16 protein-coding genes are annotated in these 12,631 nt (G+C 43.8%); 10 read left to right on the forward strand and 6 right to left on the reverse strand.

Going from position 1 to position 12,631, the window contains the following annotated elements; all coding sequences use genetic code 11:
* Positions 1-121 precede the first annotated feature (121 nt).
* From AC0L13_RS13195 to mnhG, 7 genes are all read left to right on the forward strand, one after another.
* Complete coding sequence (locus AC0L13_RS13195) at positions 122-2,530, forward strand: Na+/H+ antiporter subunit A (RefSeq protein WP_473640283.1); 2,409 nt, start codon at positions 122-124, stop codon at positions 2,528-2,530.
* Positions 2,517-2,939 (forward strand): Na(+)/H(+) antiporter subunit B, encoded by a 423-nt coding sequence (locus AC0L13_RS13200; protein ID WP_473640285.1) that lies wholly within the window; start codon positions 2,517-2,519, stop codon positions 2,937-2,939. Before AC0L13_RS13195 ends, AC0L13_RS13200 begins: the two co-directional genes overlap by 14 nt.
* Positions 2,939-3,280 (forward strand): Na(+)/H(+) antiporter subunit C, encoded by a 342-nt coding sequence (locus tag AC0L13_RS13205; RefSeq protein WP_473640286.1) that lies wholly within the window; start codon positions 2,939-2,941, stop codon positions 3,278-3,280. Before AC0L13_RS13200 ends, AC0L13_RS13205 begins: the two co-directional genes overlap by 1 nt.
* On the forward strand, positions 3,273-4,751 hold the full coding sequence (locus AC0L13_RS13210) for a Na+/H+ antiporter subunit D (protein WP_473640288.1): 1,479 nt from the start codon (positions 3,273-3,275) through the stop codon (positions 4,749-4,751). Before AC0L13_RS13205 ends, AC0L13_RS13210 begins: the two co-directional genes overlap by 8 nt.
* 120 nt (positions 4,752-4,871) lie before the next feature.
* A complete protein-coding gene (locus AC0L13_RS13215) occupies positions 4,872-5,351 on the forward strand; it encodes a Na+/H+ antiporter subunit E (RefSeq protein ID WP_473640290.1) in 480 nt (159 codons plus the stop codon).
* Positions 5,348-5,629 (forward strand): Na(+)/H(+) antiporter subunit F1, encoded by a 282-nt coding sequence (locus AC0L13_RS13220; protein ID WP_473640292.1) that lies wholly within the window; start codon positions 5,348-5,350, stop codon positions 5,627-5,629. The genes AC0L13_RS13215 and AC0L13_RS13220 overlap by 4 nt, the downstream gene beginning before the upstream one ends.
* Entirely contained in the window at positions 5,613-5,990 is a 378-nt protein-coding gene (gene mnhG / locus AC0L13_RS13225; RefSeq protein ID WP_473647006.1) for a monovalent cation/H(+) antiporter subunit G, read from the forward strand. The genes AC0L13_RS13220 and mnhG overlap by 17 nt, the downstream gene beginning before the upstream one ends.
* Positions 5,991-6,034: 44 nt before the next feature.
* On the opposite strand, the gene AC0L13_RS13230 is transcribed toward mnhG, so the two are convergent.
* Together AC0L13_RS13230 and AC0L13_RS13235 are read right to left on the reverse strand one after the other, a co-directional pair.
* Positions 6,035-6,277 (reverse strand): hypothetical protein, encoded by a 243-nt coding sequence (locus tag AC0L13_RS13230; protein ID WP_473640294.1) that lies wholly within the window; start codon positions 6,275-6,277, stop codon positions 6,035-6,037.
* 123 nt (positions 6,278-6,400) lie between these two features.
* Entirely contained in the window at positions 6,401-7,912 is a 1,512-nt protein-coding gene (locus AC0L13_RS13235) for a leucyl aminopeptidase (protein WP_473640296.1), read from the reverse strand.
* Positions 7,913-8,064: 152 nt separating this feature from the next.
* Between AC0L13_RS13235 and AC0L13_RS13240 the strand changes: the two genes are divergently transcribed.
* Positions 8,065-8,544, forward strand: coding sequence for a divergent PAP2 family protein (locus tag AC0L13_RS13240; RefSeq protein WP_473640298.1), 480 nt, complete (start codon positions 8,065-8,067; stop codon positions 8,542-8,544).
* Between the two features lie 59 nt (positions 8,545-8,603).
* Here AC0L13_RS13240 and AC0L13_RS13245 read toward each other — a convergent pair whose 3' ends face one another.
* The 4 genes from AC0L13_RS13245 to AC0L13_RS13260 form a co-directional block, all read right to left on the reverse strand.
* Positions 8,604-8,930 carry a YuiB family protein gene (locus AC0L13_RS13245; RefSeq protein ID WP_473640300.1) on the reverse strand — a complete coding sequence of 109 codons (327 nt, stop codon included), beginning with the start codon at positions 8,928-8,930 and terminating at the stop codon, positions 8,604-8,606.
* A 103-nt stretch (positions 8,931-9,033) separates the two neighbouring features.
* Complete coding sequence (locus AC0L13_RS13250; RefSeq protein WP_473640302.1) at positions 9,034-9,531, reverse strand: NUDIX domain-containing protein; 498 nt, start codon at positions 9,529-9,531, stop codon at positions 9,034-9,036.
* A 66-nt stretch (positions 9,532-9,597) separates the two neighbouring features.
* Positions 9,598-10,815 (reverse strand): NAD(P)/FAD-dependent oxidoreductase, encoded by a 1,218-nt coding sequence (locus AC0L13_RS13255; protein WP_473640305.1) that lies wholly within the window; start codon positions 10,813-10,815, stop codon positions 9,598-9,600.
* Between the two features lie 284 nt (positions 10,816-11,099).
* Positions 11,100-11,465, reverse strand: a complete 366-nt coding sequence (locus AC0L13_RS13260; RefSeq protein ID WP_473640307.1) for a HesB/IscA family protein — start codon at positions 11,463-11,465, stop codon at positions 11,100-11,102.
* A 124-nt stretch (positions 11,466-11,589) separates the two neighbouring features.
* On the opposite strand from AC0L13_RS13260, the gene AC0L13_RS13265 reads away from it, so the two are divergent.
* The gene (locus tag AC0L13_RS13265) at positions 11,590-12,285 is read left to right on the forward strand and encodes a DUF2225 domain-containing protein (RefSeq protein ID WP_473640309.1); all 696 of its coding nucleotides are present in this window, start codon (positions 11,590-11,592) and stop codon (positions 12,283-12,285) included.
* A gap of 52 nt (positions 12,286-12,337) precedes the next feature.
* The gene (locus tag AC0L13_RS13270; RefSeq protein WP_473640311.1) at positions 12,338-12,598 is read left to right on the forward strand and encodes a hypothetical protein; all 261 of its coding nucleotides are present in this window, start codon (positions 12,338-12,340) and stop codon (positions 12,596-12,598) included.
* Positions 12,599-12,631 lie beyond the last annotated feature (33 nt).

Consider the following 12,631-nt stretch of genomic DNA (forward strand, 5'->3'; position numbering starts at 1 on the left):
TAAGAAGGTAAACCAAAATCGCAACAATATCCAAATGTGTCCTATGCATTCCATCGTCATTTACGTTATACTTTTAAACAATGCAAAGAATAATGATTCACTCATTGGAAGGAGGATTACTTTGGAATTTGTATTACTGATTTTTCTGCCGATTGTGGCGGCACTATTCATACCGTTCCTTTTTCAAAACATAAAAGGTATACATACTGGATGGTTCGTCCTTGCTGTTCCTGTTGTTTTATTCGTTTATTATACAACATTCATCAAGACGACAATGGACGGTGGACATGCATTATCTGAACTACAATGGATTCCTTCGCTCGGTATCTCATTCGTATCCTATCTGGATGGGTTGAGTATTTTATTCTCCCTGCTTATCACAGGGATTGGAGCGCTAGTTGTACTGTATTCGATTTTTTACCTTGATAAGAACAAGGAGAAGCTAGGTAACTTTTATGTCTATCTTCTTCTATTCATGAGTGCAATGCTCGGGGTTGTCCAATCGGATAATGTCATTTCGCTATATCTGTTTTGGGAGCTAACATCCATTTCATCATTTTTATTGATTGGTTATTGGTATACTCGTGACGGTTCTAGATTCGGTGCTTTAAAATCAATGATGATAACCGTTTTCGGAGGGCTGATGATGCTTGGAGGGTTCATCCTTCTAGGTATAATGGGAGGTACATTCTCCATTCGGGAGCTTATTGCCGAATCGTCCACATACGTTGGACATGAATTTTTCACATTAGCCCTCGTGCTCATTTTACTTGGGGCATTCACGAAATCTGCGCAGTTTCCATTTTACATATGGTTGCCAGATGCCATGGAAGCGCCTACACCTGTCAGTGCCTATTTGCACTCAGCGACAATGGTAAAGGCAGGATTATATCTTGTTGCGCGGTTCACTCCGATTTTCGCAGCGTCGGAAGTGTGGATTTGGCTTGTTTCCGGTATCGGTTTACTAACTTTGTTCTGGGGTTCGCTATTCGCAGTGAAGCAGACAGATCTAAAGGCCATTTTAGCTTTTTCAACCGTCAGTCAGCTTGGCTTAATCATGTCATTGCTTGGCGCAGGAGCTATTACGTTCCATGTGAATGAAGCATTGTTCTCCTTTGCAATGTTCGCTGCCATTTTCCATTTGATCAACCATGCGACTTTCAAAGGAAGCTTGTTCATGATAGCAGGAATTGTCGACCATGAAACGGGGACAAGAGATATCCGTAAGCTTGGCGGTCTCATGAGCATCATGCCTATCAGTTTCACTGTCGCATTTATCGGTTCGATGTCAATGGCTGGCTTACCGCCATTCAATGGCTTCTTGAGTAAAGAGATGTTTTTACAATCAATGAATGCAATCCGTCACTTTGAGTTATTCAATTTTGCTACTTGGGGAGTCGTCTTCCCAGTTATAGCGTGGATAGCGAGTGTATTCACATTCATTTATAGCTTTTACTTTGTGTTCAAAACATTCGCCGGACAAAAGAAGGTTGGCAAGTTGCCGCACGAGCCACATGAAGCACCTGTCGGAATGCTCATATCCCCGGTAGTTCTTGCTTCGCTCGTCGTTGCAATCTTCTTCATACCGAATGTTGTCGGCAAATGGCTCGTTAAGCCTGCCGTCATGGCTATCCAACCGTATCAATATTCACATCCGTCAGAAGTAGCGGTCCATGTTTCCGCTTGGCACGGCTTTGCATCTGTTGAACTGTGGATGACGGTCGGCATCATACTTATTGGTGGCCTTCTCTACATGTCGCTGTCTAAATGGCAGAAGTTTTATGGGATTCAGCCTGATTCTGTCTCCTTGAATGCGCTGTATGACGGAACAATGACATTTAGCGAAAAAGGCATGAACCGCCTATCTCGCATTTATATGACAGGGCTCATCCGTACGTATCTTTTGTACATATTTGCATTTTTATCGGTAACAACGATAGCGATGCTCTTCCTACAAGATGCATTTGTCATGGATATGTCCAGTTTTTCAAAAATAAGCGTGTACGGTTTGATCAATGCTGTCATCCTTTTGCTTGCAGTTGCTTTCGTATTGCTATCAAAAACGAGGCTTGGGGCGATTATATCGCTTGGAGCTGTAGGCTATTCGGTCGCTCTATTCTTCGTTATTTTCAAAGCGCCCGATTTGGCGCTTACACAATTGGTTATTGAAACTGTGTCGGTTGCGTTGTTCTTATTGGCATTTCAACATTTGCCGAAGCTATCCGATCATGGCGAGAAAAAGAGCAATAAATTGGTGAACGCCATTATCGCCCTTGGAGTCGGCGTAACTGTGACGTTGGTTGCTTTGTCTTCCCATTCACAGAAGCTTGTCGAATCCATTTCACGTTATTACAAGGAAACGGTTGAAACAGAAGCTGGCGGGGGGAATATCGTTAACGTCATCCTTGTGGACTACCGTGGATTTGATACTTTATTCGAAATAGCCGTATTGGCGATTGCCGGAATCGGCGTTCTAGGAATGATTAAACTTCGTTTGGCAAGAAAGGAGAGTTCAGATGAAAACAAATGACGTCATTTTACAGACGACGACAAAAGTAGTATTTTTCATCATTTTCCTTTTTTCAATCCATATTTTCTTTGCTGGGCATTATACACCTGGGGGAGGCTTCGTCGGTGGTTTGCTGACGACAGGAGCGATTATTCTACTCCTATTAGCCTTCGATTTGAAAACTGTGCAGAAAGCTTTGCCATTCAATTTTACGATCATGACTGCAATCGGGTTAATATTGGCGCTCGGGACTGCGGCTGGTTCCATCTTTTTCAATGTCCCGTTTTTCACGCATGCTTTCGACTACTTTACCTTGCCATTATTCGGCAAGACTTCCCTTCATACGGCGATGGTGTTTGATGCTGGTGTATTCCTCGTCGTCGTAGGCTCGGCTATTACAATCATCCAGTCAATTGGAGGGGATTCGTAATGGAATTGGTAATGGCTATTTTAATCGGTGTCTTGTTCACTGCAGCAGTTTATTTGATCCTATCTAGAAGTCTTTTGAAAGTAATCATCGGGACAGGATTATTGAGCCATGGCGCCCATTTGCTCATCCTTACGATGGGTGGGCTTGGAGGCCTGGCACCCCCCGTCATCTCGGAAGGTGTGACGGACTTTGCAGACCCGTTGCCGCAAGCGCTCATTTTAACAGCGATTGTCATCAGCTTCGGTGTCACTGCCTTCATGCTCGTGATGGCTTACCGTGCTTACGCTGTCCATAAAACCGATGACATGAATCAAATGAAAGGAAATGACGAACATGATTAACTTACCTTTATTACCGATCATCCTCCCTTTCCTTTTTGCGATTCTGTTGCTGTTCTTTAAAGAGAATGTCCGAATCCAAAGGGCGCTGTCATTGGTCGGTGTCATCATCAGCCTGATCGCTTCGTTCTGCTTGCTAGTGACTGTCAAGTCGGAAGGGGTTCTAGCTGTCACGCTCGGTAGTTGGCCTGCCCCGTTCGGGATATCGATGGTATCGGATATGTTCTCCGCACTGCTCGTCACGACGACTCTTTTAATAACATTGTTCGTTGTTGTCTACAGCTTCACCGCAATCGGGGAAGAACGTGAAAGATACTTCTACTACCCTGCCATCCTCTTCATGGTGACAGGCGTGAACGGTGCTTTCACGACTGGCGATATTTTCAACATGTTCGTCTTTTTCGAAGTGTTGCTGATCGCCTCTTATTTACTGATTGTCCTTGGCGGCGAAAAGAAGCAATTGCGTGAATCGATCAAGTACATACTTGTTAATGTCGTTTCTTCAGCATTATTTGTCATTACTGTCGCTTTTCTTTATTCCGTCGTCGGTACGTTGAACATGGCTGATATTTCGGTGAAGATTGCAGAGGTCGGCCAACCTGGAATCATTACGGTGATCGCTGTTCTCATGCTGATCGTATTCGGGGTCAAAGGGGCGATTTTCCCGCTCTACTTCTGGCTTCCTGGATCGTACGCTGCACCGCCTATCCCAGTACTCGCCCTGTTCGGTGCGTTGCTGACGAAAGTCGGTGTGTATGCGATTATGAGGACGTATACGTTGTTTTTCACTCACAATATCGAAGTCACCCACGAGATTTTGATGATTGTATCCATTTTGACCGTCATTGTCGGCTGCATCGGTGCGCTAGCATACTTCGATTTGAAGCAGATCATCATTTATAACATCGTCATTGCAGTCGGCGTCATTCTTTTCGGAGCAGCTCAAATGAATGAAGCGGGTATTTCCGGCGCGATCTTTTACTTAGTGCATGACATGCTTATCAAAGGAGCTTTGTTCCTATTGATCGGCATTATCATTTATGTGACCGGGACGTCGAATTTACGGAAAATGGGCGGATTGATGAAGACCCACGCCCCTCTTGGATGGTTTTACTTGATTGCCGCTTTCGGATTGGCAGGCATTCCACCGTTAAGCGGATTCATCGGGAAATTGCTCATTGTCCAAGGAGCATTTGAGGCGGGCAATATTTTGGGAAGTATTATTATGCTTGCATCTAGCCTTATCGTGCTGCTATCTGTCATTAGGATCTTCATCTATGCGTTCTGGGGAGAGCCTGTAGAACTGCCCAAAACGAATCGAAAACCGTATTCACGAATGTTGCTTCCAACGATCGTGCTAGTCGTTCTATCAGTCTTTTATGGGGTCGGCACAGAATGGCTTCTCCCCTATGTGACAGACGCCACGGACGTATTACTACAACCATCCATCTATATTGATGCGGTGCTAAAGTGAGGCTTCAATCAGAAGTGGTATTCTACTGATTGTTAGTTGAACTAATCGGGCATTTACTGGCTGTTGCCCCACTAATAGAGGATCACAGCCAGTTAATGCGGGATAAAGGAGTAGATGTCGATGGCATTTCAAATATTGTTGAACTTTTTCATCGCCGTCATCTGGATGTTCATGAATTCCTCATTGACTGCGACAACTTTCATCATCGGTTATTTGATCGGCTTAATATTAATTTTCATAACGAGACGATTTTTCAAATCAAGGCTCTATATTTGGCGTCTTTGGGCGGCTATTAAATTGTCGCTTCTGTTCTTAAAAGAATTGATACTATCAAATATTTCTGTACTAATGCTTGTTATACGTCCCAAACTGAAGCTTCAGCCCATGATATTCGCATTGCCGACCGAGTTGGAGCATGACTGGGAAATTACACTTTTATCGAGCTTGATTACGTTGACGCCAGGAACAATTGTACTTCATGTATCTGACGATCAACGGACATTATACATCCACGCAATCGATGTAGATGATGTGGATGAAGCGATCGATTCGATAAAAAATTCATTTGAAAAAGCGATAATGGAGGTGAGCCGAGCATGATGACATTCATTTGGGTATCTCTAATTCTTGTTGTATTGTCGATGATTGGTGTCATGATCCGTGTATTCCGCGGACCTTCCGTGCCTGATCGGCTCATTGCGCTTGACGGGATAGGTGTTATGCTCATTTCGGCAATTGCCCTAATCTCCATTTTGTTCGACACACCATTTTTCATAAATGTTATTTTGCTGATTGCAATCATGTCATTCATCGGTACAGTATCATTCTCCAAGTTCATCGAGAAAGGAGAAATCATTGAACATGACCGTAATCGCTAATATCTTAATTGTTACATCGATTGTCGTCGGCCTCATTTTCACGATTGTGACGATGATTGGTATTTTACGTTTGCCCGACGTCTATACACGTGCGCATGCGGCATCTAAAAGCGCCACACTTGGCGTACTAAGTATTTTGCTTGGCGTGTTCTTTCATTTCTGGCTGAAGGAAGGCCATTTCAGTATCTCGCTGCTTCTTGGAATCCTATTCCTGTTCATCACTTCACCGATCGGCGGCCATTTGATGGGTCGCGCCGCTTATATGTCAGGGATTAAACCGACTGAATTGACCGTCGGAGATGACTTGAAAGATGCTGTCAAAGAGATGAAAGAAAGTAATTTGAAACGTTTAAAGGATTAAACAAATAAAAGACACACTCAGCATCGGATGCCGAGTGTGTTTTTTTAATATGGAAAGCCGTATGGTGGAAAATTGTAATACGGAGGATACCCATATCCATAAGGATAATAACTGTATGGATACCCAAACTGATAGTTATACGGATAATAAGGTGGGAACAAGGCGTTACCAAGGAAGCTGCCTACTAAACCTCCTAAAAAGGGACCAGCTACCCCAAATCCAAATCCGTCATGCCTTCTGAAATCCCTTCCATAACCACCACGGTGCCTATTATCAAAACGTACCATCTATACCCCCCTTTCTCACTTATCCTATTCGTGACGGGCTAAGTGAGGAGGGACGGACGCCTATAGGTCAATTCAATAACGGCAGCCCCGGCGTCCAATAGGCAACAGAAAACTATAAGCTTTTCATTCCGTCTCATCAGTATCAGCCATACGCTCGACAACTGTAGCAAGAGTACGGACCATAACACCCGTAGCACCTTTCGGACCGAGGTCATGGGCAGCAGACGCATCTGAAGTGCCTGCGATGTCCAGATGAATCCATGGAGTGTCTTCCGCGAACTCACCGACAAATCCACCACCGAAGATCATATGACCGTCACGGCCTGGTGAATTGTTCAAATCGGCAACATCGCTTTTTCGGATACGTTTCTTGTCGCTCTCTGTAAGCGGCAATCTCCATACAAATTCACCTGTTTCCAATGAGGCTTGCATGAACTCTTCAAAAAACGCTTCATCATTCGTCAACGCCCCAGTCTTGTCATTGCCTAGTGCGACAATGACGCCGCCTGTAAGCGTCGCTACATCGATCAAATAATTCGCTCCGGATTGCTTCGCGTACGTGACTGCATCGGCAAGAACGAGTCTTCCTTCTGCATCCGTATTCAACACTTCAATCGTTTTGCCGCTTAGTGACGTAATGACATCATCTGGCTTGAACGCTTCGCCTGAAACCATATTGTCCGTCGCTCCGATAACAGCGATTACGTTTTTCGCAGGACGCAGCTCTCCGATGATATTCATCGCTCCGAGCACTGCTGCCGCTCCGCCCATATCGCCTTTCATGCCGACCATTCCTTCACGAGGTTTCAATGAGTAGCCACCTGTATCGTACGTCACTCCTTTGCCGACAAGACCAACAACATCTTCCCACTGTTCAGTTCCAGCATATTTCAATACGATGAGACGGGGCTCTTCAACGGATCCTTTATTAACTGCCAAGATTGCACCCATACCAAGCTCTTCCATCTCTTTTTTGCCGAGAATTTCAATTTCAAATTCATGTTTTTCCGCAAGTTCCTTGGCATAATCCGCCATTTTCGTTGCAGTTAGAATATTTGGCGGTGTATTGACTAGCGTACGTGCCTCATTTACCGCGTTTGCATATGTACTGCCTACTTCGAATGCCGCCTTCAATTCATCTTCATCTGCCGCTGTTAAAAATGTCACATCTGTTAATGCTACATCTCTTTCGTTCGAATCAGTCTTATACCCTTCAAATTGATAAGAGCCCATGCCGATTCCTTCTGCTGCAGCGAAGACGACATCTTCACATGTCAATTCTTCATTCGTAAACGGAGCTGTCCAAATGGCCACTGATGATGCCTTGGATGATTTCAATTCTTTGCCTAATGCTGCAAATGCTTGACGTAAACGATCTTCCGTCAGCTTTTTTGATGCCCCGAGACCAATGAAGATGACACGCTCATATCCTCGCACCTCCAATGCAGGCATTTTGATGACTTTTTTGAAATCAGTCTTAATATCCCCAGATTTGGCCCAATCCATCAGACGTGGACTGAATGAGTCGGCAAATGTTTTCCACCCTTCTACATTCTCAGGATGTTCCGGAACGCCTACAACGAGGACTTCCGATTTTACATTACCGAATTCAGGTTCAATAAATGATGCTTTCATTTGACTACCTCCCACTTTTCATACATCCTCTATTATATACCAACACACTGTCGAACCAAAAGAATCATTCAAAAAAATCGGACTTTCGATAGTCAACGACAATTGATATGGTATACTATTTGTAGATTTTTCATTAGAAAAGGAGTGGAATTATGTCCTTATTGCAAAACACTCCGCTCCTCGCGGCATTATTTGCGATTTTTTTCGCTCAATTCGTTAAGATTCCGATCCACTTTTTATTGACAAGAAAATTGGACTGGAAATTGATGACATCCACTGGCGGCATGCCGAGCTCACATTCAGCCGCGGTATCCGCGCTGACAACTGCCATTGCCTACGAAGTCGGACTCAATTCCCCGCTGTTCGCGGTATCTGCCATTTTTGCAGTCATCGTCATGTTCGATGCAACAGGGATCCGCTACCAAGCAGGCCAACAGGCACTCATCATTAATCAAATGAGAGTGGATTTCCAAACGTTTGTGACAGAAGTGAAAGGCTGGCAACAGAAAGACGGGCAGCAAAAGATCATGGAGTTGAAAACCCTTTTAGGCCATAAGCCAAGCGAAGTATTTGCAGGTTCAGTGACGGGCATTCTTATTTCAGTCGTCACCTATTCATTTATCGTGTCATAAAACAAAGAAGAAGGTGCTCCCGAATGGGGACACCTTCTTCTTTAATCGTAGATTAAAACTCAAAACATTTGATACCCTTGCTTTCTTAACAACTTGATGACAAACCCTGAAATGATGGCGCCGACAAGCCCGCTTGCAAGAATGATAATATCGGCTGCATGAAGAGACATAATTTTTTCGCCGAGCAAACTGAAAGAATGGCCCGGATTTGTGAAGTAATCAAATACTTTCACTTCGTCGATAATCAAAATGACGACGATTGGATAGACAATCGCCATTAACCACGTCATACGGAGTAGCATATTTAGCAAGAAGCCTATTCCGAAAAACATGACCATGAAAATAATTATGGATAAAACGACATGTGTCAATGAAATTGTTCCCAAATTATTTACCTCCGCTTTCCATTCACCATTTTACAGGAACAGGTGCATGCTTTCAATATAACAGTGTCAATTCAATGATTTGTCGAAATTAGATTACTTTTGTTCATTTTTTATAAAAGAGTTTGTATGAGGTGTATCCAAACCAATCTCCTGGATCCATCTGTTCCATTTCAAGCAGCCCTGACTCTATTGCCCTTTCTGCAATTTCATGGATCATTGCAGACACATTGGGGTCATCCTTCAAATCAAATGGTGTTTTCCAAGCGACTTCCGAGATTTCTTTCTCTTGGGGAATTAAGAGCTGATCATCTCGCTCAGGGCGCAATAGAAAAATTGCCATATTGTCACTAATATTGCCTTGCAATATGCCGGTACGGAAACCGACCATCCCTTCTAGTTTGCAATCAAGTCCCGTCTCTTCTTTTACTTCTCGGATCGCGGCTTGATCGGCAGTTTCATTCGCTTCCACGAAGCCGGCCGGCAACGACCACATCCCTTTCAATCCGCTGTATGTCTTTTTGACGACGAGCCATTCACCGTTGCTGTTCATGACAATAGCAGATGCTCCTAGCCAAACATTTCCTCGTTTATTTTTTGTCATTCATATCCCCCTTGAAAAAAACACCCGCCACGAAATAGGCGGGTGTGAATTAGTTACATGCGATTCTTATTTTAGAAAGTTGAATTTACCTTTTTTAATAGTCAAGCCTACTCCGCCGATCATGAATAGGGAACGGTTATCAACTACTTTTTTCATGAATGAAGCTTTTTTACCCATCAATTTCTTACCGAAAGCGACACCGATTGCATCGTCATCACCAAGAGAAGCGATGCTTCCTTTAATATCTGGAGTGAATTCGGATGTCGGGTTGCCTTTGATCAATGCGATCAAGTTGTTCGCACACATATCGCCTTGTTGCATAGCGATTTGAGCTGTCGGAGGGTATGGACGATTCGTTTCTTCATTGATCATCAATGCACAGTCACCAACGATGAATACGTCATCATGTCCTGGAGCGCGAAGGTCTTTTTCAACTTTGACACGTGCACGCATGTTTTCGATACCAGTTTGTTCGATCAAGCGATTGCCTCGAACACCAGCTGCCCAAACGACAGTGCCAGCTTTGATGAATTCGAATTCATCTTCGCCTTTTTTAATGTTGACGCCTTCAGGAGTTGCTTCTACAACTGGCGTACCGATGGAGAATTCAATTCCTTTTGCTTTCAATTGTCTTACCGCGTAGTCTACCAATTCAGGATCGAAGCCTGGCAACACCATAGGTGCCGCTTCTACACAGATAACACGTACTTTCTCTTGCGGAACATCGAACTCTTTGCAAAGCTCAGGTACACGATTGCCAAGTTCCCCTAGGAATTCAATTCCTGTGAAGCCCGCTCCGCCGACAACGATTGTCAGACGGCTATCGTCTTTTTCATCCTCAAGAGACCATGTTGCAAATTGATATTCGATATGTTCACGGATTTGACGAGCCGCATTTACGTTAGCGATAGACAATGCATATGTGTCTAGGCCTTTAATGCCGAACGTTTCACCTTCGAAGCCTAATGCAATGACAAGGTAGTCGTAAGTATGCGTACCGACATTAGTTGTGACCACTTTTCCTGGAATATCAATTGCTTGAACTTCCGCTTTTACAAATTTAACTTTTCCTTCATTGATGACACTTTTAATATCATAGCGAACTTGTTCAGGCGACAAAGTTCCTGCAGCCGCTTCATGAAGCCAAGTCGACTCGTAGTGATAATCATTTTTATTAATAAGTACAATATCAGCCTCGTCAGTGCCGATTGATTTTTGCAAGTTGACGACTGTGGATAAACCACCGTAACCCGCACCTAATACTAAGATTGTCGGTCTTTTCACGAAAATCGAAACCACCTTTATTTTTATTATGTGCCGGGTCCGTTGAAAATCAGTTCTTGCGACGATTTGTCCAGTCCTGGCATTTGCCTTTATTCGACAAACTTCTACTCTTCAATAGTAGCCTTTTTAGTAGGCCTTTTCAACATCATAATGATAAAAATCATTAATTGGAATATAACAATAAAAACCTCCCCACCCAGATGAACCCGAAAGGCTTGTCTGGATGAAGGAGGGATCGTTAGTAATTGCGCCTGGGCACAATAGCGTTCGGATCTATAATAAGATTAATCGCAAGCTTCTGGAGTTCCAACTTTCTTAGCCGTTCTAAATGAAGTTCCGCAGCCGCATGACGCGATGGCGTTCGGATTGTCTATTGTGAATCCCCCACCCATCAAAGACTCTTTGTAGTCAACCTTTGTCCCTTCAAGGATTCCTGCATCCTCTTTAGAGACAACAATTTGAATACCGTGCTGTGTTAAAAGGAAATCATCATCAGACTGTTGCTCTTCGAATCCTAAGCCATATGTTAATCCGCTGCAACCTCCGCCATTTACTGCAACGCGAAGGAATGAACCTTCCTCACCGTTATGATTCATCATTTCTTTCACATGAAACGCTGCAGCTTCAGTAATTTCAACATATTGTTTCATTTACATCCACCTTCCCGCTTTTCTTCTATCATATCAATGATTTTACCGATTACGCAATCATATACACTCCAATCGGAAGAAGATGGTGTATAATGAAATATATAGTGCGAAAGGATGATGGTAATTGGAAATCAGTCCTACTTATGTCAAGAAAACGGATTGTTTGAATTGCAAGGAGAAATTTACTACAACGAAGATCCGGTCACGCTTCGTCCGTGTTACGAAGCATGAAAGCGACTTTAAACCAATATATACGGATTCTAGCGTCAACCCGATTTTATATAATGCAGCCGTGTGTCCCAGTTGTGGTTTTGCCTATACAGATGAGTTTTCCAGCTATTTTGCACCGGGTGTGAAAGAAGAAATCGCCCAAAAGATCACTTCCCTATGGAGCGGCAGATCGTTCGGGGAAGAACGGACTAATGAAGAGGCAATTGAAGCTTATAAACTCGCTTATGTAAGTGCGAATCTAAAGAATGAGAAGTCATTAACGATGGCAGGCATTACGCTACGAATCGCTTGGCTATACGATGACATAGGAGACTTCGAGTCAGGGAAACGTTTCAGAACAGTTTCTCGTAATTTGTATACAGATGCCTATACTTCAGGGGATCATGCTGGGACGCAAATGTCGGAGACGAAAGTTTTGTATTTGATGGCTGAGCTTTCCCATCTAATCGGTGATACGGAAGCCGCGATCCGGAACTTCTCAAGAGTGATTGAAAGTCAAAGGACATCGACCGACCCTCAAATTATTGAGATGGCGAAAGAAAGATGGCAGGAAATTAGGGAGCAACGTGAGAAAAGTGCTCATTCATAAATAGACTGGAATGCATTGGGCGCGGAGCGTCTCGATTTGAGGCACGAAACGAATGACTTTGGACTTTGGATTCCTCACATTGAACGCGAATCGCTTTGCTTCGGACGTCAAACATCTCGCTTTGGACGCGGATCGCTTTGCTTTGGACGTCAAACACCTAGCTTTGGACGCGGACCGCTTTGCTTTGGACGTCAAACACCTAGCTTTGGACGCGGACCGCTTTGCTTTGGACGTCAAACACCTAGCTTTGGACGCGGACCGCTTTGCTTTGGACGTCAAACACCTAGCTTTGGACGCGCCCTTTATAAAATGAAACAAAAAAGGACTGCCGCAGAATTTTCTTTCT

The sequence above is a fragment of the Sporosarcina sp. QA0331 genome (genome assembly GCF_055808055.1).